Annotated in this window: 29 protein-coding genes; 13 read left to right on the top strand and 16 right to left on the bottom strand. The window is 67.3% G+C overall.

The window, feature by feature from the left end:
* Position 1: 1 nt before the first annotated feature.
* Genes H0T81_RS05855 through pgi form a run of 3 tightly spaced genes read right to left on the bottom strand, consistent with a single transcriptional unit; the run spans position 2 to position 4,448 of the window.
* Complete coding sequence (locus H0T81_RS05855; protein ID WP_294010856.1) at positions 2-1,612, bottom strand: NAD(P)/FAD-dependent oxidoreductase; 1,611 nt, start codon at positions 1,610-1,612, stop codon at positions 2-4.
* Positions 1,612-2,952 carry a glutathione-disulfide reductase gene (gene gorA / locus H0T81_RS05850; RefSeq protein ID WP_294010854.1) on the bottom strand — a complete coding sequence of 447 codons (1,341 nt, stop codon included), beginning with the start codon at positions 2,950-2,952 and terminating at the stop codon, positions 1,612-1,614. Before gorA ends, H0T81_RS05855 begins: the two co-directional genes overlap by 1 nt.
* Positions 2,952-4,448: a glucose-6-phosphate isomerase gene (gene pgi / locus H0T81_RS05845; RefSeq protein ID WP_294010852.1), complete on the bottom strand. Its 1,497-nt coding sequence runs from the start codon at positions 4,446-4,448 to the stop codon at positions 2,952-2,954. The genes gorA and pgi overlap by 1 nt, the downstream gene beginning before the upstream one ends.
* 81 nt (positions 4,449-4,529) lie before the next feature.
* Here pgi and lepB point away from each other — a divergent pair, with 81 nt between their 5' ends.
* From lepB to era, 3 genes are read left to right on the top strand one after another with little or no spacing between them, the layout of a single operon-like run.
* Positions 4,530-5,381: a signal peptidase I gene (lepB, locus tag H0T81_RS05840; RefSeq protein WP_294010850.1), complete on the top strand. Its 852-nt coding sequence runs from the start codon at positions 4,530-4,532 to the stop codon at positions 5,379-5,381.
* Complete coding sequence (gene rnc / locus H0T81_RS05835) at positions 5,378-6,040, top strand: ribonuclease III (RefSeq protein ID WP_294010848.1); 663 nt, start codon at positions 5,378-5,380, stop codon at positions 6,038-6,040. The genes lepB and rnc overlap by 4 nt, the downstream gene beginning before the upstream one ends.
* Positions 6,037-6,930: a GTPase Era gene (gene era, locus H0T81_RS05830; RefSeq protein WP_294010846.1), complete on the top strand. Its 894-nt coding sequence runs from the start codon at positions 6,037-6,039 to the stop codon at positions 6,928-6,930. Before rnc ends, era begins: the two co-directional genes overlap by 4 nt.
* On the opposite strand, the gene H0T81_RS05825 is transcribed toward era, so the two are convergent.
* Positions 6,897-7,640 carry an NAD-dependent deacylase gene (locus tag H0T81_RS05825; RefSeq protein WP_294010844.1) on the bottom strand — a complete coding sequence of 248 codons (744 nt, stop codon included), beginning with the start codon at positions 7,638-7,640 and terminating at the stop codon, positions 6,897-6,899. The genes era and H0T81_RS05825 overlap by 34 nt on opposite strands.
* Before the next feature lie 140 nt (positions 7,641-7,780).
* Between H0T81_RS05825 and H0T81_RS05820 the strand changes: the two genes are divergently transcribed.
* The 6 genes from H0T81_RS05820 to nth all read left to right on the top strand — a co-directional run bounded on the left by H0T81_RS05820 (position 7,781) and on the right by nth (position 11,805).
* On the top strand, positions 7,781-7,936 hold the full coding sequence (locus H0T81_RS05820) for a hypothetical protein (RefSeq protein ID WP_294010842.1): 156 nt from the start codon (positions 7,781-7,783) through the stop codon (positions 7,934-7,936).
* 52 nt (positions 7,937-7,988) lie between these two features.
* The gene (locus H0T81_RS05815) at positions 7,989-9,032 is read left to right on the top strand and encodes a histidine kinase dimerization/phosphoacceptor domain -containing protein (protein WP_294010840.1); all 1,044 of its coding nucleotides are present in this window, start codon (positions 7,989-7,991) and stop codon (positions 9,030-9,032) included.
* Between the two features lie 98 nt (positions 9,033-9,130).
* The gene (locus tag H0T81_RS05810) at positions 9,131-9,634 is read left to right on the top strand and encodes an SgcJ/EcaC family oxidoreductase (protein WP_294010838.1); all 504 of its coding nucleotides are present in this window, start codon (positions 9,131-9,133) and stop codon (positions 9,632-9,634) included.
* A gap of 3 nt (positions 9,635-9,637) precedes the next feature.
* A complete protein-coding gene (locus tag H0T81_RS05805; protein ID WP_294011095.1) occupies positions 9,638-10,384 on the top strand; it encodes a DUF72 domain-containing protein in 747 nt (248 codons plus the stop codon).
* A gap of 10 nt (positions 10,385-10,394) precedes the next feature.
* On the top strand, positions 10,395-11,105 hold the full coding sequence (gene dapB, locus H0T81_RS05800; RefSeq protein WP_294010836.1) for a 4-hydroxy-tetrahydrodipicolinate reductase: 711 nt from the start codon (positions 10,395-10,397) through the stop codon (positions 11,103-11,105).
* 10 nt (positions 11,106-11,115) lie between these two features.
* Positions 11,116-11,805 carry an endonuclease III gene (gene nth / locus H0T81_RS05795; protein WP_294010834.1) on the top strand — a complete coding sequence of 230 codons (690 nt, stop codon included), beginning with the start codon at positions 11,116-11,118 and terminating at the stop codon, positions 11,803-11,805.
* 5 nt (positions 11,806-11,810) lie between these two features.
* Here nth and alr read toward each other — a convergent pair whose 3' ends face one another.
* From alr to H0T81_RS05780, 3 genes are all read right to left on the bottom strand, one after another.
* Positions 11,811-12,839: an alanine racemase gene (gene alr / locus H0T81_RS05790; RefSeq protein WP_294010832.1), complete on the bottom strand. Its 1,029-nt coding sequence runs from the start codon at positions 12,837-12,839 to the stop codon at positions 11,811-11,813.
* Positions 12,840-12,956: 117 nt separating this feature from the next.
* Positions 12,957-13,337, bottom strand: a complete 381-nt coding sequence (locus H0T81_RS05785) for a GFA family protein (protein WP_294010829.1) — start codon at positions 13,335-13,337, stop codon at positions 12,957-12,959.
* 84 nt (positions 13,338-13,421) lie between these two features.
* On the bottom strand, positions 13,422-13,763 hold the full coding sequence (locus H0T81_RS05780) for a UrcA family protein (RefSeq protein ID WP_294010826.1): 342 nt from the start codon (positions 13,761-13,763) through the stop codon (positions 13,422-13,424).
* Positions 13,764-13,885: 122 nt separating this feature from the next.
* Between H0T81_RS05780 and H0T81_RS05775 the strand changes: the two genes are divergently transcribed.
* Positions 13,886-14,839 carry a LysR family transcriptional regulator gene (locus H0T81_RS05775; RefSeq protein ID WP_294010824.1) on the top strand — a complete coding sequence of 318 codons (954 nt, stop codon included), beginning with the start codon at positions 13,886-13,888 and terminating at the stop codon, positions 14,837-14,839.
* Between the two features lie 77 nt (positions 14,840-14,916).
* Here the strand turns inward: H0T81_RS05775 and glmS are convergent, their stop codons facing one another.
* The 9 genes from glmS to H0T81_RS05730 form a co-directional block, all read right to left on the bottom strand.
* Positions 14,917-16,740, bottom strand: coding sequence for a glutamine--fructose-6-phosphate transaminase (isomerizing) (gene glmS, locus H0T81_RS05770; protein ID WP_294010821.1), 1,824 nt, complete (start codon positions 16,738-16,740; stop codon positions 14,917-14,919).
* 37 nt (positions 16,741-16,777) lie between these two features.
* Positions 16,778-18,136 carry a bifunctional UDP-N-acetylglucosamine diphosphorylase/glucosamine-1-phosphate N-acetyltransferase GlmU gene (gene glmU, locus H0T81_RS05765; protein WP_294010818.1) on the bottom strand — a complete coding sequence of 453 codons (1,359 nt, stop codon included), beginning with the start codon at positions 18,134-18,136 and terminating at the stop codon, positions 16,778-16,780.
* 74 nt (positions 18,137-18,210) lie between these two features.
* Positions 18,211-18,633 (bottom strand): biopolymer transporter ExbD, encoded by a 423-nt coding sequence (locus H0T81_RS05760; RefSeq protein ID WP_294010815.1) that lies wholly within the window; start codon positions 18,631-18,633, stop codon positions 18,211-18,213.
* 119 nt (positions 18,634-18,752) lie between these two features.
* Positions 18,753-19,178 (bottom strand): biopolymer transporter ExbD, encoded by a 426-nt coding sequence (locus tag H0T81_RS05755; protein ID WP_294011093.1) that lies wholly within the window; start codon positions 19,176-19,178, stop codon positions 18,753-18,755.
* Positions 19,179-19,204: 26 nt separating this feature from the next.
* Positions 19,205-19,696: a biopolymer transporter ExbD gene (locus H0T81_RS05750; protein ID WP_294010811.1), complete on the bottom strand. Its 492-nt coding sequence runs from the start codon at positions 19,694-19,696 to the stop codon at positions 19,205-19,207.
* Between the two features lie 78 nt (positions 19,697-19,774).
* Positions 19,775-20,599 carry a MotA/TolQ/ExbB proton channel family protein gene (locus tag H0T81_RS05745; protein ID WP_294010808.1) on the bottom strand — a complete coding sequence of 275 codons (825 nt, stop codon included), beginning with the start codon at positions 20,597-20,599 and terminating at the stop codon, positions 19,775-19,777.
* 40 nt (positions 20,600-20,639) lie between these two features.
* Positions 20,640-21,281, bottom strand: a complete 642-nt coding sequence (locus H0T81_RS05740) for an energy transducer TonB (protein ID WP_366474092.1) — start codon at positions 21,279-21,281, stop codon at positions 20,640-20,642.
* Between the two features lie 225 nt (positions 21,282-21,506).
* Positions 21,507-21,914, bottom strand: a complete 408-nt coding sequence (locus H0T81_RS05735) for a dihydroneopterin aldolase (protein ID WP_294010801.1) — start codon at positions 21,912-21,914, stop codon at positions 21,507-21,509.
* Positions 21,911-22,672 carry an SDR family NAD(P)-dependent oxidoreductase gene (locus H0T81_RS05730; RefSeq protein WP_294010799.1) on the bottom strand — a complete coding sequence of 254 codons (762 nt, stop codon included), beginning with the start codon at positions 22,670-22,672 and terminating at the stop codon, positions 21,911-21,913. The genes H0T81_RS05735 and H0T81_RS05730 overlap by 4 nt, the downstream gene beginning before the upstream one ends.
* 88 nt (positions 22,673-22,760) lie before the next feature.
* Here H0T81_RS05730 and H0T81_RS05725 point away from each other — a divergent pair, with 88 nt between their 5' ends.
* The 3 genes from H0T81_RS05725 to H0T81_RS05715 all read left to right on the top strand — a co-directional run.
* Positions 22,761-23,330, top strand: coding sequence for a DUF1285 domain-containing protein (locus H0T81_RS05725; RefSeq protein WP_294010797.1), 570 nt, complete (start codon positions 22,761-22,763; stop codon positions 23,328-23,330).
* Positions 23,331-23,407: 77 nt separating this feature from the next.
* The gene (locus H0T81_RS05720; protein ID WP_294011091.1) at positions 23,408-23,932 is read left to right on the top strand and encodes a CoA pyrophosphatase; all 525 of its coding nucleotides are present in this window, start codon (positions 23,408-23,410) and stop codon (positions 23,930-23,932) included.
* A partial coding sequence (locus H0T81_RS05715; protein ID WP_294010794.1) for a CCA tRNA nucleotidyltransferase occupies positions 23,923-24,778 on the top strand: 856 nt, incomplete at its 3' end. The genes H0T81_RS05720 and H0T81_RS05715, both read left to right, overlap by 10 nt.

Raw genomic sequence — 24,778 nt, 5'->3', positions numbered from 1 at the left:
CTCAATGCCCGCGCTTCCAGGGCCGGCGGTCGGCGAGCACCGCGCGCGCCGCATTATGCCCCGGCGCCCCGGTGACTCCGCCGCCCGGGTGAGCGCCGGATCCGCACAGGTAAAGGCCCTTCAAGGGCATCCGATAGTCGGCGGCGCCGACCATCGGCCGGGCGCTGAACAATTGGTCGAGCCCCATCTTGCCGTGGAAGATGTCGCCGCCGGTCAGGCCGAAGCGGCGCTCAAGGTCGAGCGGCGAATGGATCTGCCGCCCGAGCACCGATTTGCCGAACCCGGGCGCATGCGCATCGATGGTGGCGATGATCGAGTCGGCCGCCGCCTCGCGCTCATGGTCCCAGCTCCGGCCGGGCCCGAGGTCGAAGCGGAAATGCTGGCAGAACAGCGACGCGACATGCTTGCCCTTCGGCGCCAGGCTCGGGTCGAGGGTGCTCGGGATCAGCATCTCGATGATCGGCTGCTTCGCCCAGCCGTCGCGGCTCGCGTCGATGAACGCCCGATCCATGTAGGCAAGGCTCGGCGCGATGATGATCCCGGCGGTCAGATGGTTGCCGCGCTTGGGAAGCACCGTGAACTTCGGCAGCTCGGACAAAGCGACGTTCATCCGGAAGGTCGCGCTTTCGCACTTCCAGTTGTGCATCCGCCGCTCGACCTCGGGCTCGATCGCACCGCTCGGCACCATCCGGTCGAACAGCAGCTTGGGATTGACCCCGGCGACGATCTGCTTGGCTCGCCACGCGCGCCCGCCCGCGACGACTCCGGCCGCTCGGCCCCCTTTGCCGTCGCGCTCGACGATCACTTCCTCGACCGGAGTGTTGAGCAGAATGTCGGCGCCCGCCTCGCGCGCCGCGTGTGCCATCGCCTGGGTGATCGATCCCATGCCGCCGATCGCATGGCCCCACGCTCCCGGCACTCCGGCCGCCTCGCCGAACAGATGGTGGAGCAGGACGTAAGCGGTGCCCGGAGCGTAGGGCGAGGCGAAATTCCCGACCACTCCATCAAAGCCGAACAGGGCCTTGGCCAGGTCGCCGTTGAAATGCCGGTCGAGGATGTCGCCGGCGCTTCGGGTCGCATAGTCGTGGAGGATGCGCTTGTCGGCCAGCGACAGGCCAACGAGGTCGCGCGCCAGCTGCAGCATCTTTGGAAGCCCGCCGACCCCGCCGCCGATCTCCGGCGGAGCGCGCAGGACCCACTTGCGGAGCAGCGGCACCACCGTCCCGAGCTCGGCGAGATAGCGGTCGTATGCCTCGCCGTCGCCCTTGGCGTGCCGAACCAGTTCCTTGCGCGTCAGCCCGCGCCGGCCTGACAGCAGATAGTCGCCGTCGCCGGGCAGGAAATTGTCGGTCTTGCGCAGCACCACCTTCAGCCCGTGCCGCTCGAGCGCCATGTCGCGAATGACCTTCGGGTTGAGCAGGCTCACCGTGTAGGCCGCCGCCGAGTTGCGGTATCCGGGCAGGAACTCGTCGGTGACCGCGGCTCCGCCGACCGTCGTCGCACGCTCGAGCACCGCGACCTTCAACCCCTTTTTGGCGAGGTAGAAGGCGCAGGTCAGGCCGTTGTGGCCGGCGCCGATGATGATCGCGTCATGCGTGTCGGAAGCCGGCATCAGCGCATCAGCACCAATTCTTCGGCCATTGTCGGGTGGAGCGCGACCACCGAGTCGAAGTCCGACTTCTTGAGCCTGGCCTTCACGGCGATCGCCGCCGCCTGCAGGATTTCCGGCGCGTCGGGGCCGATCATGTGCACTCCGACGATGCGGTCGTTGTGGCCGTCGACCACCAGCTTGTAGAGCGAGCGCTCGTTGCGGCCGGCGAGCACATTCTTCAGCGGCCGGAAGTCCGAAATATAGGCCTTGACCGAGCCGAGCTTGTTGCGCGCCTGCCCTTCCGTCATTCCGACGGCGGCGAGCGGCGGATGGCTGAACACCGCCGATGGGATGCAGCCGTAATCGACCAGCGTCGGCTTGCCGCCGAAATGGGTGTCGGCGAACGCCTGCCCCTCCCGGATCGCCACCGGTGTCAGCTGCACCCGGTTGGTGACATCGCCGACCGCGAAGATCGACGGCACGGACGTGCAATTGTCGTCATCGACCTTGATCTCGCCCTTTTCGCCGACGGCAACACCGGCCGCATCGCAACCGAGCCCTTCGACGTTGGGGCGCCGCCCGACCGCGAACAGCACCTGGTCGGATTCCAGGTCCTCGCACCCGGTCATGGTCGAACTTCGGCTGCCGTCGGCCTTGGCCTCGATCCGTTCGAACGTCGCGTTGAACTCGAAGTGGATGCCCTTCTTGATCGAGATCTGCAGCAGCCGGTCGACGATTTGCTGGTCGTAGCCACGCAGGATGACGTCGCTTCGGTTGACCAGCGTCACCTGGCATCCGAACTGGTGAAAGATGCCGGCGAATTCGTTGGCGATATAGCCGCCTCCGACGATGACGATGCGCCTGGGCAATTTCTCGAGGTGGAACACTTCGTTCGAGCTGATCGCATGCTCGATCCCCGGGATCTCGGGCATCAGCGGGCGGGCGCCGGTGGCGATCAGGATCTTGCCGGCGCTGACCGTCCGACCCGAGGCGAGGCGGACCGAGCTGGGCCCCGCAAGCTCCGCTCTCTCATGGAAGATTTCGACGTCGTGGTTGGTCAGCGTGTCGGTGTAGGCGCCTTCCAGCCGCGCCACTTCGGCGAGCACATTGTCCCTCAGCACCGCCCAGTCGAAGCGCTTCTCCGGAACGTCCCAGCCGAACATCGCCGCGTCGTCGATGTCCTCGGCGAAATGCGCTCCGTAGACCAGCAGCTTCTTTGGGATGCAGCCGCGCACCACGCAGGTTCCGCCGACCTTATGCTCCTCGGCGATTCCCACCTTGGCGCCGTGCGCCGCCGCGACCCGCGCCGCGCGCACCCCGCCCGACCCGGCGCCGATCACGAACAGGTCGTAATCCGCCATCAGACGCCCGCTCTTTCCATCAGCGCCCGGGTCGATGGATCGAGCGTAGCCTCGTCCGTGCCCTCGCCGAGCTCGCGCGCGATTTGTTTGCCGAGCTCGACTCCGAACTGATCGAACGGGTTGATTCCCAGCAGCACCGCGTTGGCAAACGTCCGGTGCTCGTAAAAAGCGATCAGCGCGCCCAGCGACCGGGCGTCGAGCCGCTCGAGCAGCACCGTCGAGCTCGGCCGGTCGCCCGGGTAGCTGCGTTGCGGATCGTCGCTCGCCCGCCCGTGCATCAGCGCCGCGCCCTGAGCGAATGCGTTGAGCAGCAGCAGCCGGTGATGCTCGTCGGCCTGCGAATGGTCGGCCTCCGCGGCGGCGACGAACTCGGCCGGCACCCTCACCGTCCCCTGGTGGAGCAGCTGGAACACCGCGTGCTGAGCATCGGTCCCGGTGCCGCCCCAGGTGACGGGCGCGCTGGCCTGGCCGAACGGCTTGCCGTCGGCGGTCACCGACTTGCCGTTCGATTCCATCTCCAGCTGCTGGAGATAGGCGGGCAGCAGCCGCAGCCGCTCGTCGTAGGCAAACACGGCGCGCGTCTGGCAGCCCTGGCGCGCGTAAAGGCGGTCGGCGAACGCCGCGACCAGCGGCACGTTCTGCGCGGCTTCCGCAAAGCGGAAATGGCGGTCCATCTCGGCCGCGCCTTCGAGCAGCTCCTCGAACATGTCCCAGCCCAGCGCGAGCGCGGCCGACACTCCGACCGAGCTCCACAGCGAGTAGCGCCCGCCGACGCCCGGCGCGAACTGCAGCACGCGGGTCTCGTCGATGCCCGCCTCGACCGCCGCTTCGGGCCTGGCGGTCACCGCGATCAGCCGCCCGTGCGGGTCCTCGACCCCGGCCGCGGCCAGCCAGCGCAGCGCGGCGCCCATGTTGGCCAGGGTCTCGGTGGTGGTAAAGGTCTTCGATGCGGCCACGACCAGGGTCGTCGCCGGGTCGAGGTCGCCGACCGCCTCGTCGAACGCCTCGCCGTCGATGTTGGACAGGAATTTGACCTTGTAGCCGACGCTCCGCCGGCCGAGCGCGTCGACCAGCAGTGCCGGCCCAAGCACCGATCCGCCGATGCCGATGTGCAGCACTCCGGTGACGTCGCCGAACGCCCCGCCCTCGATCGCGTCGATCAAGGCGCGCATCCGCTGCCGGCGGGCGCTCGCCAGATCCACCGCATCGGGAGCGCCATTGCCGCGCTCGGCGACATGTTCGGCCGGCTGGCCCTCGCTCGGGTTGACGATCCCGCCGGCGAACAACGCCTCGCGAGCGGCCGCGAACCCCTGCTTTTCGCTTAGTGCGGCAAACGTCTCGACCAGCTCCGTATCGAGGTGGGTCTTCGACCAGTCGAAATAGATTCCGGCGACTTCGAAGCTCAGCCGGCTCAAGCGGTCGGGCTCGGCCTTGAACAGCTCATCGAGGCGCCGGGCGCCATGTGAGTCGATCGCCTGCCACTGCTTGCCCGCCATGCAAGCGCCTCATAATCGGCGGCCCTCATATTGCCACCCCCGCTTGACGGTTACGCGTCCGCCCGAAAGAAGCACCGGCTCATGTCCTGGACCCGCCCTAGATCGCGAACCCGGGCCGAGCGCGGCGCCAAAGGCCGTGACGGCGGCCTGCTGCGCTTCCTGCTGATCCTCGCTCTGGCGGCTTGGGCGATCCGCAGCTTCCTGGTCGCTCCGTTCAGCATCCCGACCGGATCGATGATCCCCACCCTCTATGTCGGCGATTATCTGTTCGTCGCCAAATGGCCGTACGGCTATTCGCGCTACAGCTTCCCGTTCACCTTCCCCTCTTTCGACGGGCGAGTGCTGGCGAAACTCCCCGAGCGCGGCGACGTCGCGGTGTTCCGGCCGCCCGGCGCCGAAATGGATTTCGTCAAGCGTGTCATCGCCATTCCCGGCGACACCATCGAGGCCCGGGGCGGGATGCTGATCCTCAACGGCCGGGCGCTGTCCCGCCAATCGCTGCGGCCGTTCGCGATGCCGATCTCCCCCAACAGCCCGTGCAAGGTGGTGCCTCCGGCCCGCCCGTTCGTCATCACTCGCGGCGACGGCCGCAGCTATTGCCTGTATCCCGCCTATCGCGAGACCCTCCCCGGCGGTCCCAGCTACACGGTGCTCGACCAGGTCGAAAATCCCCGAGCCGACGATTTTGCGTCGCTGAAAGTCCCGCCAGGCCATATTTTCCTGATGGGCGACAACCGCGACGACAGCCTCGACAGCCGCTTCACCCCGGCCGAAGGCGGCATCGGCCTGGTTCCCATCGAGAACCTGGTCGGCCGGGGGCTCGTCACCTTCTGGTCGACCGACGGCAGCGCCTCCTACCTCAAGCCATGGACCTGGTTTACCGCGCTTCGCGGCAGCCGCATCGGCAACGGCTATACCGGCGATCCCGAATGAGCGATCTCGCGACCTTCGTCCGCGACAAGCTCGGCCACCAGCCCAACGACCTTGCACTGTTCGAGCGGGCGCTGACTCACCCCAGCTTCGGCCGCGACCATTACCAGCGCCTCGAGTTCCTCGGCGACCGCGTGCTCGGCCTGGTCATGGCCGAATGGCTGAGCGAGCTGTTTCCAAGCGAGCCCGAGGGCTTGCTCTCGCACCGCTTCACCAATCTGGTCTCGCGGGCCCAGTGCGCGCTGGTCGCCCGCGATCTCGGGCTCGTCGATTATCTGCGGCTGGGCAAGCAGGCGTGGGACGACGGCGGGTCCCAGAGCGACAACATCCTCGGCGACGTGACCGAAGGGCTGATCGGCGCGCTTTACCTCGAAGGCGGCGTCAATGCCGCTCGCAGCTTCATTCGCCGCGCGTGGGCGCCGATCGTCGATTCGCAATCGAGCGCGCCCCGGCATCCCAAGTCGCTGCTGCACGAATGGGCCGAGGGGCATGGCCGCAAGCCGCCGACCTACAAGGTGATCGAGCGCACCGGCCCGCCGCATGCGCCCCGCTTCACGGTTCGAGCCTCGGTCAAGGGCTATGGCGAGGCCGACGGCGAAGGTTCGAGCAAGCACGAAGCCGAAACCGCCGCCGCGACCGCTCTGCTGGAGCAGCTGGCATGACCACCCGCTGCGGTTTCGTCGCGGTGATCGGCGCTCCCAACGCCGGCAAGTCGACGCTGGTCAATGCGCTGGTCGGTCAGAAGGTCGCAATCGTCAGCGCCAAGGCGCAGACCACGCGAGCGCGGCTGATGGGAATCGCGATCGAGGACGAGGCGCAGATCCTGCTCGTCGATACGCCGGGCATCTTCGCTCCGCGCCGCCGGCTCGACCGGGCAATGGTCGCCGCCGCCTGGGCCGGAGCCGAGGACGCCGATCTGGTGCTGCTGGTGATCGACGCCGCGGCCCGGCTCGGCGAGCGGGTCGAGGCGATGCTCGCCGGCGTCGAAGGTCATTCGCAGCCGCTGATGATCGCCCTCAACAAGGTCGACATCGCGCCCAAGGAGGATCTGCTCGCTCTCGCGGCGCAGCTTTCCGAGCGGCTCAATCCGCGGCAATTGTTCATGGTTTCGGCCACCACCGGCGATGGAGTCGCCGACCTCAAGCGCGCGCTCGCCGATGCGATGCCCGAAGCGCCGTGGCACTTCCCCGCCGACCAGCTGAGCGACGCCACCGAGCGGATGGTCGCCGCCGAATTGACCCGCGAGCAGATCTACGGGCAGCTGCACGCCGAGCTGCCCTATTCATCGGTCGTCGCGACCGAAAAATGGGAGGATCGCAAGGACGGCTCGACCGTCATCCACCAGCAGATTCTGGTCGACCGCGACAGCCAGAAGGCGATCGTGCTCGGCAAGGGCGGAACGCGCCTGAAGAGCATCGGCCAGGCGGCGCGCGAAGCCATCGCCGAGCACCTCGGCCGCAAGGTCCATCTGTTCCTGCACGTCAAGGTCAACCCGCGCTGGGACGAAGACCGCTCGCTCTACCGCGACATCGGGCTCGAGTGGGCGGAGTGAGCACCGGATAGAAGTTCCTCAACCCACACCGGCACCAGCTCCCCGGCGCGGCCGGTGCGGCTTTCGTCGAACAGGAAGCTGGCCAAGCTCGGCTCGAGGTTGAGCTCGAGCGTCCGGGCGCCGCAGTAGCGCGCGGTCTGGACGAAGCCCGCGGCCGGATAGACGGCGCCCGAAGTGCCGATCGACACGAACAGGTCGCAGCGCTGCAGCGCCTCGTCGATCCGCTCCATCTCGTACGGCATCTCGCCGAACCAGACGATGTCCGGTCGCACCCGGCCTGGCGTGGCGCAAGCCGGGCAGACCGCCCCCTCACCCATCACCCCGTCCCATTCGAACCGGTCGTCGCACTCGAGACACCAGCCGCGCTTGAGCTCGCCATGCATGTGCAGCAGCCGCTTCGAGCCCGCCCGCTCGTGCAGGTCGTCGACGTTCTGGGTGACCAGCAGCAGCTTGCCGGGCCATTCGCAGTCGAGTCGCGCGAGAGCCTCGTGCGCGGCGTTGGGTCCGATGGTGCCGAGCTTCGCGCGCCGGGCATCGTAGAACGCGTGGACCAGCGCCGGGTCGCGCGCAAAGGCCTGCGGAGTCGCGACATCCTCGACCCGGTGCCCCTCCCACAGCCCGTCGGGCCCGCGGAAGGTCGCGACGCCGCTTTCCGCCGACACCCCGGCGCCGGTCAGCACGACGATGTTGCGAATCCCGTGTGAAGTCATGACAGCGCCACTAACCGAGCTTGCCGAACCGCGCGACTTGGAAGCGCAATTCTGCTATTGGACCGGCAGTGCCGTTCCTCGATCCATTCCGCTCACTCCGCTCGCATCCACGGCCATTTCCATTCAGGGACGCCGTGCAAATGGCGGAGTGGGCCGAAGCACAGGAGCGCAAGCGTCGCGGACGCCGGCGCAAGGACCTCGACGATGGCGGCGTTCCGGTCGCTCCGGACAAGCCCAGGAACCTATCCGGCGGGGCTGCCGCGGCGCTCGAGTTCGAGGATGACGGCGAACCTTGACGGAGGTTAGATTTTTTTAATGATATAAGAAGCTTATGGGGAGGCCGCGCGTGTGCTGCGCGGCGATCTGAGTAGGGGCGGGGTCATCAAGAAGATCTTCCGATCGCGGCTACCCGAACGGCTCGAGAGGCGGTTCCCGCCGCTGCTCGTCGAGCTCGGCGTCGCCGTCGTGGTCGCGGTCGCAATGATCGCTGCGCGCATGCCGCTGGAGCCCCTGCTCGGGCAGCAGGCGCCCTATGCGCTGATTTTTCTCGGGGTCGTGATCGCCTGCGCGCTCGCCGGCTGGCGAAGCGGCCTGCTGACCCTGCTGATCGGCCAGTTGTTCACCTTGTACGCGGTCGTGGAGCCTCGCGGGAGTTTCGTGCCGACCGAGACGCAAGCGGCGGGCGCATTCCTGTTCGCAACCGGAGCGCAATTGCTGATCCTGGCGGTCATTGCCTTCTACCAGCGCGAGGTGGCGAACGCGCTCGCCGAGCAGGAGCGGCAGATGGACCTGCTGAGCCAAGCGCTGCGCGAGATCGACCACCGCACCAAGAACAATTACCAGACCGTGGTCGCGCTGCTGATGCTGCAGGCCCAGCGGGCCCAGCTGCCAGAGGTCAGCCAGGCGCTCCGCGACGCCGCCGACCGGGTGAACGCGGTGTCGCGGGCCTCCGAGCAACTCGCGCTTCGAAGCGAAGATCTCGGCACCGTGCGGCTCGGCGATCATCTGTGCGAGCTGTGCGAGCAGATCAGGCGCGGCCTGTCGCGCGACGAAGTGAAGGTCGAATGCGATATCGACGATCTCAGCGCCAGCACCGAAAAGGCGATCCATTTGTCGATCATCGTCAACGAGCTCGTGACCAACTCGCTCAAGCACGCCTTCAATAACGGCTCCGGGGGCGTCATCCGAGTGAGCTCCGAAACGCGCCCCGACGGAGTCGCGATCATCGTCGAGGACAATGGCTCGGGCATTCCGGAGCGGCCGCCCGGAGCGCGAAGCGGCCTTGGCACGCGGCTGGTCGAGCGCTTCGTCACCCAGGTCGGCGCCGTCCATCAAGTGGCGACGTCGAAGAGCGGCACGGTCCACAAGATCCTCGTCCCGAGCCTCGTCTGACGTCCAGTGCGGCTTGTGCGACTCGCCGGGAGATGATTGATCCGGTTTCCGGAGCGCCTGGCGTTCCCAGTGCGTCCTCAAACGCGACGGAGGGAACGATGATCAAGAGGACTTATGTGCTGATATTGGCCGCTTCGGCGGCGCTGCTGCCCGCATGCGACAAGGCCGGGCACCGCGACACGCCCGAGACCGCGCAAGCCAGTACCGCCGCCGACGAGCAGGCGATCCGCGACAATATCGCCCGCTGGCTTCAGCTGATCAAGGCCAACGACTCAGCCGCGATCGCCCAACTCTACGCCGACGATGGGGTGGTCATGGCGCCCAACCAGCCGCTCGTCACCGGCCGGGAGGCGATCGCTCAATACTGGCAGTCGATGAACGCAATGCCGGAAGCGACGCTGACCTTTCAGCCCGAGCGAATCGAGATTTCCAGCGCGGGCGATATGGCCCTGGACCGCGGCACCTATCGATTCACCGCCAAGCCGGGCGGCCAGACTATCGACGATACCGGAAAATATCTCGTCGTCTGGAAAAAGGTCGGCGCCGACTGGAAAGTGGCGGCCGACATGTTCAACAGCGACAAGCCGGCCGCAGGGGGCTGAGCGATCGCGAAAAGGCGGATCCGGATCGGGATCGGCGGGTGGACCTACCCGCCGTGGCGCGGAACTTTTTATCCGCCCAAGCTTGCGCAATCGAAGGAGCTCGAGTTTGCGGCGAGCAGGTTCGGAGCGATCGAGATCAACGCGACCTTCTACGGCCGCCAGAGTCCCAAGAGCTGGGCTGCCTGGGCGGCCGCGGTTCCCGACGGCTTCCAGTTCGCGATCAAGGGCTCGCGCTTTTGCGTCACCCGGCCGCGGCTGGCCGACGCCGGCGAGGGGATCGGCAACTTCCTCGCCCAGGGGCTGAACGCGCTTGGGCCCAAGCTCGGGCCGATCCTGTGGATGCTCGCCGCGCGCCGCAAGTTCGACCGCGACGACATCGCCGCCTTCCTCGAGCTGCTGCCCCGCGAGCTCGACGGAATCCCGCTTCGCCACGTGATCGAACCACGTCACGACAGCTTCCGCGACGATCGCTTTTTCGATCTCTGCCGGGCCCGGGACGTCGCGATCGTGTTCGGCGACGACGACGAGTTCCCGTGCATCGAGGCCGACACCGCGACCTTCGCCTACGCCCGGCTGCAGCGCATGCGCGAGGAGGTTCCCACCGGCTATGACAAGGCGTCGCTGGACGCCTTCGCCCGGCGCGCGCGGCGCTGGCAAAAGGCCGGCCGCGACGTCTACATGTTCATGATCAACGGCGCCAAGATCCGCGCGCCCGCGGCCGCGCTGGCCCTGCAGGAACGCCTCCGCTAAACACCCTCGAATGCGCACCGACCAGCAGCCGATCCGCATCACCTTGTTCGCGCCAAAAGGGCGGATGGGCGAGGCGATCGCCGCTGCGGCCGCCGATGATCCGGGCTTCGCGATCGACCAGGACCATGGCGACGTGCTGGTGGATTTCTCGGCTCCGTCGGCGCTCCAGTCGAGCCTCGACCGGGCGGTCTCGGCCGGAGTCCCGATCATCGTCGGAACAACCGGTCTCGACGACTTGGCCGGCCGCCGGATCGACGCCGCGGCCGAGCGGATCGCAATTCTGCGCGCCGCCAACACCTCGCTCGGGATTGCCGTGCTCGCCGACCTCGTCGAGCGCGCAGCCGCGGTGCTTGGCCCGCAGTGGGACGTCGAGATCGTCGAAGCCCATCATCGCATGAAGGCCGACGCCCCGTCGGGAACCGCGCTCATGCTCGGCCAGGCGGCGGCGCTCGGCCGCGCCACCGAGCTCAGGGCCGAGCGCGGCCGCGACGGCACCGGCCTCAAGCGCGACGAAGGGTCGGTCGGCTTCGCTTCGCTTCGCGGCGGCACCGTCGCCGGCGACCATGACGTGTTGTTCCTCGGGCCCGACGAGCGGCTGGTCCTGTCGCACCGCGCCGAAAGCCGAGCGATCTTCGCCCGCGGGGCGCTCGCCGCCGCGCGCTTCCTCGTCGGCCGACCCGCGGGCCTCTACTCGATGCGCGACGTCATCGATTCCCTTTGAACCCGGCCAGGTGAACAAAGCCAAGGTTCTCGAATTCTTCTCGCGGCTCGCGGAGACCAATCCCGCGCCAACCACCGAGCTTGAATATAGCAACCCCTACACGCTGCTGGTCGCGGTCGTGCTCTCGGCCCAGGCGACCGATGTCAGCGTCAACCTCGCCACCCGCGACCTGTTCAAGCGCGTCCGCACTCCCCGGCAGATGGTCGCGCTCGGCGAGGATGAGCTGCGCGAGCAGATCAAGTCGATCGGACTGTTCAACACCAAGGCGAAGAACGTGATCGCCTTGTCCGAGGCCCTGATCCGCGACCACGGCGGCGACGTGCCGCGCAGCCGCGAGGAGCTCGAACAGCTCCCCGGGGTCGGCCGCAAGACCGCCAACGTCGTCCTCAACACCGCGTTCGGCGAAGAAACGTTCGCGGTCGACACCCACATCTTTCGAGTCTGCAACCGCACCGGCCTCGCTCCCGGCAAGAACCCGCTCGAAGTGGAGCTCAAGCTCGACCGGATCACTCCCCATCCGTTCCGCCGCGACGCGCACCACTGGCTGATCCTCCACGGCCGCTACACCTGCAAGGCGCGGCTGCCGCTGTGCTGGAAATGCCCGGTGATCGACCTCTGCCGCTACAAACCCAAGACGCCGCCGCCCAGGGGCTCAGCGCCCCAAGCTCCCTCTCCCGCGCGCGGGAGAGGGCTGGGGTGAGGGCCTTATCGCCAGCGCCGCTCGAAGCGGCCGCCTAGCGTCGTCAGAAGCTCGTATTGCGACAAGCCCGATTGCCTGGACGCAGTCGGCAGGTCGTAGTCCACCTCCACCCAGTCGCCTTCCTTGAGGTCGGGCGCGGCGTCGCAGCGAACCGCCATCAGATCCATCGACACCCGCCCCAGCACCGGCAGTGCAAGCTCGCCGGCGAACGCGCTGCCGTTGGAGGAGAAGCCGCGCAGATAGCCGTCGGCGTAGCCGATGTTGAGGATCGCCGCCTCGGTCTCGGCCTCGGCGACGAACGTCGCGCCATAGCCGCAGCTTTCGCCGGCGCGGATGGTTCGGCGCTGGACGATTTGCGCCTCGACGTGAGCAACCTGGCGGATATGACCCTCGGCCTCGCGCCGCGGGACCCCGCCGTAGATCGCGATCCCCGGTCGGACGAGGTCGAACGCATAGTCGCGGCCAAGACAGATGCCGGCCGAGTTGGCGAGGCTGTATCGGGTTGCCGGGACCGCAGCGGCGACCTCGCGAAAACGCTCGAGCTGTGTCGCGTTGAGCGGATGGTCCTCGTCGGCGCAGGCGAGGTGGCTCATCAGCGTGTCGATCGCCAGCTCGTCGAGGCAACCGGTCTCATCCGGGCGCAGCCCGAGCCGGTTGATGCCCGTGTCGAGCATCACGTCGCACGGCCGCCCGGGAGCGATCTCCTTCCACCGGCCGACCTGCTCGCCGCTGTTGAGCACCGGGCGCGCGCTCGAGCCCAGCGCGGCCTCGACGTCGCCCGGCCCGACCCCGTGCAGCACGCCGAGGCTCGCACCCGCCGGCAGATCGCCCAGCTCCGCCGCCTCGGCCCAGTTGGATACGAAAAAATCGCGGCAGCCGGCTTCGTGCAATGCCGCCATCGCCTCGCGAGCGCCGATTCCATAACCGTCGGCCTTGATTGCCGCCCCGCACGCGGTCCCCGCCGTCTCCGCGAGCCAGCGCCAGTTGTGCTGGAGCGCGGCTCGGTCGAGCGTCAGTCGGAGCGGGCGGTGCATCGATGAAGCTATCCCCGTTCGTCCCGAGCTTGTCGAGGGACTGCCATTTGACTTCAGCTCCGAGAGGAAAAGACAGCTCTTGGCCTTCCCCCGGAAGGTCCTTGATCGCAGAGCCGATCATGAACCTTCCCCCGGAAGGTCCTTAATCGCCTCTTCCCAGTGCTGCCCGTCGAACCAGTCGACGATCACCTCGACCGGCTCATCGAGGCAATGCGCGTTGACGCTCCATGAATCGGGATGCGAGCGGGGCTGGTAGAAGCTCTTTGCGCCGCACTTCGAGCAGAACAGATGCTCGGCCGCGCCGGTCCCGAACCGGTAGCTGCTCAGACTGTGCTGGCCGGTTTCCAGTGCGAAATCCGAGTGCGGGACGATGATGTGCAGGAAGCCCGTCATCCGGCAGATCGAGCAATTGCAATCGATTGCCGGCACCGGCGGCTGGGGGATTGTCGCGGTGAACCGCACCGCGTTGCAATGACAGCCGCCCCGGACCTCGATCATCGGAAGCGACGCTAGGGCGGCTGCGGCGCGGGGACAAGCGGAACGGCGCCCCTGGGGAAAAGGCGCCGCTCCATGGGGATTCTTCTAACGAGCGGCGGCCACCGCGATCACTCCATTGCGCCTGGCGATGAGGGAATCGCGCTGAGCCCGGGCCTTGGCAATGGTTTCGTCGCGGCATTCGCGCACCGCATTCTTGCCTTCGACGTCGGCGTCGGACGCGGCTCCGCAAACTTCGCGCGCGGCGCGGGCAAGCCGAAGCTCGAGCTTGCGCCGGCCGACTTCGCTGCTGAGGTCGAGGTCGCCGGTCCGCACCAGGCTGATGTTCGTCTCGGTCCCTGCGGGCTCCTGAGCGATCGCCGGCGCGGCCTTGATCGCCGCAGTGGTGATCAGCGCCGACGCGAGCGCGATATAGATGGCCTTTTTCATGGTCGCTTCCTCCTGTGAGCCATTGTTAGCTTCGAAAGGGCCGGCTTTCCCGGCGCGACCGTTTATTTAGTCGCAAATTGCAACTTACGTGAGCAACGATGTTGCGCTATGATTCTGCAAATATGCCGAACCGACCGCCGCTCGACTGGAACGACTTGCGCTATTTCCTCGGCGTCGCGCGCGGCGGAAGCACGCTCGCCGCCAGCCGTTCGCTGCGGGTCAGCCAGACGACCGTCGCGCGCCGCATCGCCGCCCTCGAGGAGGCGGTGAAGCTGACCTTGTTCGACAGGCGCCAGGCCGGTTACGCGCTGACTCCGGAGGGGGCCGAGCTCCTCGTCCACGCCGAGGCGGTCGAGGCCGCCGCGCAAAGGTTCGACAGCGCCGCTTTGGCCAGCGGCCGGGATTTGAGCGGCAACGTGCGGGTCACCACCGAGGAGATCTTCGCCGTCACCTTGCTCGCGCCGATGCTCCGCGAGCTCCACGATCTCCACCCGCAGATCCGGATCGAGCTCGACACCGCACAGGCGATCCGCGACCTCGGCGCCGGCGAGGCCGACATCGCCATCCGAAGCACCGTCCAGGCCGACGGCAACGGCCTCGTCGGGCGGCGCCTTTGCCGGGACGATTGGACGCTTTACTGCAGCCGTGACTATGCGGCTCGCAACGGCGTTCCCGAAAGCCCCGACGACCTTCGGAACCACGCGATCATCGGCGGCGGCGGCGGCAACCTTTGGCGTCATTACCAGGCGTGGCTGCGAAGCCTCGGGCTCGAGGACCAGGTGGCGATGCACCACGCGTCGTCGACCGGCCTGCTGTCGGGAGCCCGCTCCGGCTTCGGGATCGCGGTGCTGCCCTGCATCGTCGCCGATGCGGAGCCCGACCTGGTCCGCTGCCTGCCGCCGCGCAAGGACCATGACCGGAGTTTCTGGCTCTTGACCCACGAGCGGGTCCGCAACGCTCCGCGCGTCCGCACGGTGATCGATTTCCTCTACGAACGCCTGAGGCGCCACGTCGCCTCGCTGCCCGAGCGCCTAGAGCAGGCCGATCAGGATCGCCGCCAGCAGCGCCAGGCCTAGCGCAACACCGACCGCCATGCCGGCAAGCGCGGCCTTGCCGCACCGACCGCGCGGGCCCGCCGGTTCCCACAGGCTTTTCACTCGACCGTGACGCTCTTGGCGAGGTTGCGCGGCTGGTCGACGTCGGTGCCCTTGAGCACCGCGACATGATAGGCGAGCAGCTGCACCGGCACCGCATAGACCAGCGGCGCGATCAGCGGGTGGACTTCGGGCATCTCGATGGTCGCCATCGTCCCCTCGCCCGCCTCGGCCAGGCCCCTGGCATCGCTGATCAGGACGATCTTGCCGCCGCGGGCGCGGACTTCCTGCATGTTGCTGACGGTCTTCTCGAACAGCGGCCCGGACGGCGCCAGGACGATCACCGGCACGTCCTCGTCGATCAAGGCGATCGGGCCGTGCTTCATCTCGCCCGCGGCATAGCCCTCGGCGTGAATGTAGCTGATCTCCTTGAGCTTCAGCGCGCCCTCGAGCGCCATCGGATAGTCGGGCCCGCGGCCCAAATAGAGCACGTCCCGGGCCGGAGCGATCAGGTGCGCCATGCCGGCGATCTCGTCGTCGTGGCCGAGCGCCGCGTTAATCGCCGCCGGCGCCTGCTGGAGGTGGGCGACGATGGTTTTCTCCTCATCGCGCGACAGCCGGCTCTTGGCCCGCGCCAGGTTCGCGGCCAGCGCCGCGAGCACCGCCAGCTGGCACGTGAAGGCCTTGGTCGAAGCGACCCCGATCTCGGGACCAGCGTGGGTCGGCAGCAGCAGGTCCGCCTCGCGCGCCATCGAGCTGGTCGGGACATTGACCACGACCGCGATTCGCTGCTGCTCGGATCGCGCATGCCTGAGCGCGGCGAGCGTGTCGGCGGTTTCGCCCGACTGGCTGACGAACAGCGCCAGCCCGCCCGGTTCGAGCACCGGCTGCCGGTAGCGGAACTCGGATGCCACATCGATGTCGACCGGAACCCGGGCGAACTGCTCGAACCAGTATTTGGCGACCATGCCGGCGTAGAAACTGGTGCCGCAAGCGACGATGGTGACTCGGTCGATCGCCGCCAGATCGAGCTCTCCGGTCGGCAGCGCGACCTCGCCCTCGAACGGCCGGACGTAGCTTTGCAGGGTCTGGGCGACGACGATCGGCTGCTCGAAGATCTCCTTTTGCATGTAATGGCGGTAATTGCCCTTATCGATCCGCGCGGCCGAGGCTCCGGACTCGACGATCTCGCGCTTGACGGGCTTGTTCTCGCGGTCGAAGATCTCGACCCGGTCGTGCCTAGCGGCGACCCAGTCGCCTTCCTCGAGATAGGCAATGCGCTGGGTCAGCGGCGCCAGCGCCAGCGCGTCCGAGCCGACGTAATTCTCCCCCTTCCCATAGCCGACGGTCAGCGGCGCTCCCATCCGTGCGCCGATGATCAGGTCGGGGTGGTCGCGGAACAGGAAGGCGATGGCGAACGCGCCGTGAAGCCGCGGCAGGACGGTGGCCACCGAGTCCTCGGGTGACGACCCGCGTTCGATCTCGCGCGCGACGAGATGGGCGACGACTTCGCTGTCGGTTTCCGACGCGAACTCGCGGCCATCGGCGATCAGCTCGTCGCGCAGCGGCTTGAAATTCTCGATGATTCCGTTGTGGACCAGGGCCACCGGCCCGGCGATGTGCGGATGGGCGTTGCCGACCGTCGGAGCGCCATGGGTCGCCCAGCGCGTGTGGGCGATCCCGATCGTCCCGCCCAGAGGCTCGCGCGACAGTTCCGTCGCCAGATTTTCGAGCTTGCCCTCGGCCCGCCGCCGCTTCAGCCCGCCGTCGTTGACCGTGCAGATTCCCGCCGAGTCATAGCCGCGATATTCGAGCCGCTTCAAACCGTCGAACAGCCGCTGAGCGACATCCGACTTGCCAACGATTCCGACGATTCCGCACATGAGTGAAGGTCCTGCTAGAGCGTGTAGGCGACAGTCGTTATTCGGCGGCTTTCTTGGCGGCCTTGGCTGCACGGAAGCGTTTGGCCCAGCCGGCGATGCCTTTCTGCTCATTGCGCTCGACCGCGAGGCTGTGCGGCGCGACGTCCTGGGTAATCACCGAGCCGGCTCCGACCACCGCACCCTCGCCGATCGTCACCGGCGCGACCAGGGCCGTGTTCGAGCCGATGAAGGCGCCGTCGCCGATCACCGTCTGATGCTTGTCGAACCCGTCGTAATTGCAGGTGATGGTGCCGGCGCCGATATTGGCGTCCTCGCCGACGACGCTGTCGCCGACATAGCTTAGATGATTGACCTTGGCGCCGCGGCCCACCAGCGCCTTCTTGAGCTCGACGAAATTGCCGATGCGCGAGCCTGGGCCGAGCCGGCTTCCGGGCCGGATTCGGGCAAATGGGCCGACGCTCGCTCGAGCGCCGATCACCGCGCCCTCGATGTGGCTGAACGCCTTGATATAGGCGCCGTCGGCAACCTCGACCCGGGGTCCGAAGACGACGTGCGGCTCGACCGTCACGTCGCGGCCGAGCTTGGTGTCGAAGGCGAACCAGACGCTTTCGGGATCGATCAGGGTCGCTCCTTCCTCGAGCGCCTGCTCGCGCCGCCGCCGCTGCCATTCGAGCTCGAGATGCGCGAGCTCGGCGCGGCTGTTGACCCCCGCGGTCTCATACGGATCGCCCTCGATGACCACCGCCTCGCGCCCCTCGGCGGCCGCAATGTTGACCACGTCGGGCAGGTAATATTCGCCGGCCGCATTGTCGTTGCCGACCTTGTCCAGCCAGCGGAACAGGTCGCGCGCACGAAGCGCCATCATGCCGCTGTTGCACAGGCGGACGGCGCGCTCCTCCTCGGTCGCGTCGCGATACTCGACCATCTTGGCGATGCGGTCGCCTTGCCCAAGGATGATCCGGCCGTAAGTCTTGGGATCGGCCGGCCGCGAGGCCATCACGACGACGCCGGGCCCGTCGTCGCCGTCGAGGCGGTCGAGCATCTTCCTCAAGGTCTCCGCTTCGACGAACGGCGTGTCGGCGTAGAGGATCAGGACCGCGCCGTCGTAGCCGCCGAGCGCCTGGGCCGCCTGCTGGACCGCGTGCGCAGTGCCTTTCTGCTGCGCCTGATGCGCGACCGTGACGTCGCGGCCGTTGAGCGCCACCTCGACCTGGTCGCGGCCCTTGCCGACGACCACCACGCGCTTTTGCGCGCCGAGCCCGTCGACCCGGTCGAGCAGGTGCAGCAGCAGCGGCCGGCCGGCGATCGGATGGAGGACCTTGTGCATGTCGGAGCGCATTCGCGTGCCTTGCCCGGCGGCGAGGATGGCGACTGCGAAATCAAGGGTCTGGCTCACCCGCGGCCCAATGGCACGAGGATTCCCCAAGCGCCAGAGGGCGGTGGATTCAGGGCCGTGCCACCCCCAATCGGCTAGAAGTTGGCGTGCGCTTCGTTGCCCACGAACCCCATATTGCTCACGCCCGCTCGCTTACTGATCGCGAGAACCTCGTCGACCAACTCATACCGAGCGCTTGCCTCGGGCTGCAGGTGGAGTTCGGGGGATGGCTTCATTTGCTGAGTGAGATGGAGGTTGCGGCTCAGCCCGTCCTTCGAGATGGGAATTCCATTCCACAGGATCTGATCGGCGGTCGTCACGACCACCTTATTCTTGATGGGACTGAGCACATATTCCCTCTCGGGCGGTGCGATTGGAAGATCGAATTTCACCGCGTGGGTCTGAATCGGAATCGTGATGATGAACATGATCAGGAGAACGAGCAGCACGTCGATCAGCGGCGTGGTGTTGATGTCCAGGAACAGCGGCTCCTCACGGTAGCGCAGCGCTTCAGGCATGATCCGGCCCTCCAGGATGATGTTACATCATCTCATGGTTCGCTCCTGAAGACAAGTCTCGAACGAAAAAGGCGGCCCGCGAGGATCGCCCTATCGGATCAGCGAAACGGAAGCCCGTTTTAGAAAGTCGCGTATTGCTCGTTGCCGACGAAGCCCATCTTTTCGACCCGCGCCTGTTTGGTGACTGCCAGCACCTGGTCGACGACCTCGTAACGCGCTTCGGGCTCGGGCTGCAGGTGAAGCTCGGGCACCGGGTCCATCTGCTGCGAAACGTCGAGATACTGGCGCAGCTGCATCGCGCTGACCGGGGTGCCGTTCCACAGGATCGCCCCGGGTTGGGTGATCACGACCTTGTTCTTGACCGGGTCGACCGGCGGCGGGTTCGGATCGTTCGTGTTCTGCGGCAGATCCAGCTTCACCGCGTGGGTCTGGATCGGGATGGTGATGATGAACATGATCAACAGCACCAGCAGGACGTCGATCAGCGGCGTCATGTTGATGTCCATGATCGGCTCGCCCTGGAGGTTGTCCGTGGTGGTTTGCATTGCCATGGCGGCTTGCTCCTATCCGGCTACAGGCGCGTCGTGACGCCACCCGCGGGCGGCTCGGAAATGAAGCCGACCCGCGCGAAGCCCGCGCGCTGCATGGTGTAGATGGTCCCGCCGATGCACTTGTACGGGGTATTGACGTCGCCTCGGATATGCGCCTCCGGCATCGTCTCTTCGGTGATGTTCTCGACCCCGCCCTGGCGCTCGATCTCGTCCTCGAGTTTCTTGACGGCGCGGTCGAGCAGATTCTTGCTGTCGACCTTGGTCAGGTTCCAGTAAACGCCGCATGAACCGTCCGGCTCGCCACGGACGGTCAGATTGACGTTCTCGGGCTTGGTCGTGGTCGGCTGAAAGCGCACTGCGGGCAGCTTGACCGGCACCGACTGCAGCACGACTGGGATGGCGATCAGGAAAATGATCAGCATCACCAGCATCACGTCGACCAGCGGCACGACGTTGATGTCGGACATCGCCTCCATCTCTTCGCCCTCGCCGGGGCCTACGCTAACTGCCATCGCCAGTTTCGCCTTCTGCTGGTTGCATTCGGGTTCGAACGAAGGGCGCCGACACGGTGCCGGCGCTCTTCGATTGTCTTACGTTCGGTCGGATACGGTCGGCGTAGCCTCGGTGCCACTGCGGGTGTCGCTGCGCAACGGTTCGTTGCCCCGCTGAGTCGAGGTGGTGGCGCCTCTCGTGGGCGTGGTGCCACGGGTGCCGTCCGCGACTCCGGCCATGCTCGGTTTCACTTGGCCGTTGGACATCAAATAGCCGTGGAGGTCGTTGGTGAACGCCGCCAGATCCTCCATGATCGACTTGTTGCGTCGCACGAGCCAGTTGTAGGCAAGCACCGCCGGAACCGCGACGACCAGGCCCAGCGCGGTCATGATCAGCGCTTCGCCGACCGGCCCCGCGACGGTGTCGATGGACGCTTGTCCCGATGCACCGATCTTGATCAGCGCGCGGTAGATTCCGACGACGGTGCCGAACAGGCCGATGAACGGTGCCGTCGAGCCGACCGTCGCGAGGAAGGCGAGGCCTTCGCCGAGCCTCGCACCGATCGATCCCTGGCTGCGCGCCAGGCTGTTGCCCATCCAGTCGTGCTGGTCGATCGGGTCGGTCAGCTTGCCGTGCTGCTCCTGGGCGAGCAGCGCGTCATCGACGATCGCTCGATAGGCGCTGCGCTTCTCGAGCTTGGTCGAGGCTTCGCGCAGATTGGGCGAGTTCCAGAAGCTGGCTCGCACTTTCCGCCCCTGGCTCATGATCTTTTGCTGCTGCATGAGCTTGGTGAACAGGATGTAGAAGGTGCCCAGGGACATGATCACGAGGATGCCGAAGGTGGTCCAGGCAATGATGCCGCCCTCCTCGAGAGCCTGCATCAGGCCATAGGGGCTATCGCCGGCGGGTGCTGGTGCTGCCATGATCGTTACTTTCCTCCGATGGTTGTGCCATTCATGGCGGTTACTGCAGCCGCCACGTGATGCGTTGCGAAACTGAATCGGTCGTCGGGTTCCCGCTGCTGTCGCGCGCCGGGGTGAACTTCGCCCGGCTCTGCAGGATCCGGCAGGTCGTACTGTCGAGCGTTCTTGAGCCGCTCGACGAAGTTACGTTGCAGCCGGTGACTCGCCCCGTCGTGCCGATCGTAAGAGAGACCGACACGGTGCCCTGCTCCTCCCTGTCCATCGCGCTCTGCGGATAGTCGCTGTCGCGGAACAACCCCTGCAGATTTCCGACGGCGCTCCTGGCCTCGACTCGCTTGACCGGCGGCGGCGGCGGCGGCGGCGCCGGTGGCGCCGGCCGATAGACCGGGACGATCGGCGCTGGCGGCGGCGGGGTCGGAGTGGTCTGGATCATCGGCGGCGCGGTGTTGGTGCGCACCAGCGGCGGCGGCGCGGCGATCTGCGGCGGCGGCGGAGTGTCCGGCTGCTCGGGTGGCGGCGGCGGCTCTTCGGGGGGCGGCGGCTCTTCCTCGACGTCGAAGGTCTTCAAATCTTCCATCGCATTCTTGGCGACATTATAGGCAAGTCCAGTAATGAGAGCGTAACCGAGCACCACGTGGAGCAACGCGACGACGACGATCGCCGCCGTCCGATTACTGCTCATCTGTCTGCGTTGAGCGTAGGACATTAAGCCGCAATTCTCCTCGACACGCCGCCGGTAGAGCGGTCAGACCGGACGTCTGGACACGCGCCCCGTCTGGTGGACTGAAGCTGCCGATGTATCAACATATCATCGGCCGCAAGCGCGCCTCCTTATAACCCGCTCAAAGGCCGCGCAATCGATTTTGTTCCACAACCGCAAGGTGCCACGCCAAAGTGGTGGCAGGTTTCAAATGAACGAGGCGATTTCGACCCCCACCCCGCGTGCTTCCGCATAGATGTCGGGTTTCGCGGTCGCGACGCGCAGTGCCTTGACCCCGCGCAGTGCGGCGAATCGATTGTAGATCGCGTGCGCCAGAGTCTCCTGCAAATTGTAGCGCCGGGCGCTGGCCAGCGCCTGCACTTCGGTGCGCAGATAGTCGTAGTCCCAGGCCGCCGACGGGTCCTCCTCGTCCGGCGGAGCGAGGTCGTCGAGCCAGATCTCGACGGTGACCAGCAGCCGCTGCGGCCGGCCGATCTCATAGTCGTGGAACCCGATGTCGGCCTGCACCTCGAGCGAATCCAGCAGAATCCGGCTCGAGCGCACGCGCAAGTCATCGGGGACGAGGCCATCGAGCCTGGGTTCGTCGGGCTTCATTGCTTCTCCACCCATTGCCCCTCGCCCGACGGCGAGAGGAACTGAACGTCGCGCTCGAGCGACCAGAAGCGCTGGCCGCCGTCGATGGTCAGCACTTGTCCGGTCACCGCGGGCGCGGCAATCAGGTAGCGCAGCGCAGCGACCACGTCGCCCGGCTCGACTCCCCGGCGCAACGGGTTGGCGCGCTGCATCGCCGCGAAATTCTCCTCGCTCTGGCCGGTCGAGCGCAGCATCAGCGACGGGGCCAGGCCATTGACCCGGATGCCCTTGGGGGCAAGCGCCCTGGCCGCCAGCTCGGTCAGCCCGGCAAGCGCCTGCTTGGACAACGTGTAGCTGAGGAAATCGGGATTGGGCGCGGCGAGCTTGGAGTCGAGGATGTTGACGATCAGCCCGTCGCGCTCGCCGTCGTGCGCGGCCGCGAACGCTTCGGTCAGGAGCAGCGGCGCTCGGACATTGACCGTCAGGTGCGCGTCGAACTCCTCGGCGTTGAACGCGCCGAACCCGTCCCGCTCGAACCGAGCGGCATTGTTGACCAGCAGGCGAACCGGCGGCAGCTCCCGGGCGGCTGCGAAAATGGCTTCCGCGCACCCCGCATCGGCGAGGTCCGCCGCTGCCTTCACCGTCCCTTCCGGGACCGGATCCCCGTCGCGCCGGACATGGGCGAGGACGGTCCAGCCATCCGCGACCAGCGCCCGGGCGATTTTAGCTCCGACCCGCTTGCCGGCGCCGGTGACGATCGCGGTTCGAGGTCCATCCATGCTCCGTCCTTGCGAGGAGCGTTGCGACGAAGCAATCCAGTTTGTGCGTGGATTGCTTCGCCGTGCTCGCAATGACAGAGGGAGGCCCATGCCCGAGAGCCGCCCCCCAATCGAGCTTCGAGGCCTCGGCCTGGCCGAGCTGCAGGCGCTGATCGATGAGCGCCGATTGCCGCCGGTCGACCAGTGGGACCCGGAGCGCTGCGGTCATTCGGGGATGCGCATCGCGCGCGACGGGACCTGGTACCATCAGGGCGATCCGATCCGCCGCCCGGCGATGGTGCGGCTGTTCTCGACCGTGCTTCGCCGCGAGCCGGACGGGCGCCACATGCTGGTCACTCCGGTCGAAAAGCTCGAAGTCGACGTCGAGGCGACCGCCTTCCGGGCGATTGAGATGGAAAGCGAGGGCGAGGGTGAGGAGCGCAAGATCGCGCTTCGCCTCGACAGCGGCGATGCGGTGATCCTCGGGCCCGGCCACCCGCTGCGGCTGGTGCCCGACGAGCACGGACCGAGCCCGCGAGTGCTCGTCCGCCACGGACTCGAGGCCGAGCTTGCTCGGCCCGTCTTTTATGAGCTCGCCGAGATCGCGCTCGCCGAGGGCCACCAGCCGCCGGGCGTGTGGAGCGACGGCGCCTTCTTCCCGCTGGACCAACGTTCGTGAAGGCCGCGAGGACTCCGGCCCAGACCAGGCTGGCCGACCGGCTGCGAGAGGCCCTGCGCGCGCCGCCCTTTGAGCCGATTCTCGCCGGCGATGATTGGTCGGCGGGCTCGTCCCCAGCGCCGGCCGCGGTGCTGATCGCCATCACCGACCGGCCCGAACCGGGAGTCATCCTCACCGTCCGCCATGCCGACCTGCGCACCCACGCCGGCCAGGTCGCCTTTCCCGGCGGCCGCATCGACTCGGACGAAGACCCGACCGCCGCCGCGCTTCGCGAGGCGTGGGAGGAGCTTGGGCTGGAGCCGGCAGCGGTCGAGCCGATCGCGGCCCTCGAGCCCTATCGAACGATCACCGGCTTTGCCGTCACTCCAGTCGTCGGAGTCGTCGCGCCGGACCTGCCGCTCGCTCCCCATGAGCAGGAAGTCGAGGACTGGTTCGAGGCGCCGCTCGCCTTTCTCCTCGACCCCGCCAACCAGCAGCTCCAGGCGATGCTGTTCGAGGGCCGCGAGCGCCATTATTACCGCATCGCCTGGAACGGCCGGGACATCTGGGGGGCGACCGCGGCGATGCTCGTCAATCTTTCGCGCAGGCTGCGATGGAGCTGAAGCTGGATGCCGCCAAATGGCGCCGCCGACGCGGCATGAAGCGGCTTTTGAAAGCGCTTGGCGCGGACGAAGGTCTGACCCGCTACGTCGGCGGGGCGGTGCGCGACGACCTGCTCGGGCTGCCCGTCAGCGATATCGACCTGGCAACCCGGATCCGCCCCCCGGAAGTGGTCCAGCGGCTCGAGAAAGTCGGAGTCAAGGTGGTCCCGACCGGGATCGCGCACGGCACCGTCACTGCGGTCAGCGACGGCCTGCCGGTCGAAGTCACCAGCCTTCGCCGCGACGTATCGACGGACGGCCGGCGCGCGACGATCGCCTACACCGACGACTGGCAGGAGGACGCGGCGCGGCGCGATTTCACCTTGAACGCGCTCAGCGCCGACCCCAACAGCGGCGAGATCTTCGACTATTTCGGCGGACTGGAGGACCTCGAGGCCCGACGCGTGCGATTCATCGGCGAGCCGTTCGCCCGAATTGCCGAAGACCATCTGCGGATCCTGCGATTCTTCCGCTTCCACGCGCGCTTCGGCGCCGGCGAGCCCGACCCGGCGGCGCTCGCGGCCTGCGCCGCGCGTGCCAACGATTTGATGGCCTTGTCGCGCGAGCGCATCGCCGACGAGCTGTTGAAGCTGCTCGCCATGCCCGACCCCTCGCCGACCGTCGCGGTAATGCTCGACCGGGCGATCCTCAAGCCGGTGCTGCCGGAGATCGAACCGGGCGCGCTCGCCTCTCTGGAACGCGTGATCGCCGCCGAGCGCGAGGCGATGATCGAGCCCGACGCGCTTCGCCGGCTGGCGGCGCTGCTTCCGCCCGACGAGCTGCTGGCGGAGAAGATCGCCATCCGGC

The sequence above is a fragment of the Sphingomonas sp. genome (assembly GCF_013812825.1).
GTDB lineage: Bacteria > Pseudomonadota > Alphaproteobacteria > Sphingomonadales > Sphingomonadaceae > Sphingomicrobium.
Note: the sequence above shows the minus strand (reverse complement) of the source record. Positions and strands in the feature narration are given on the sequence as shown.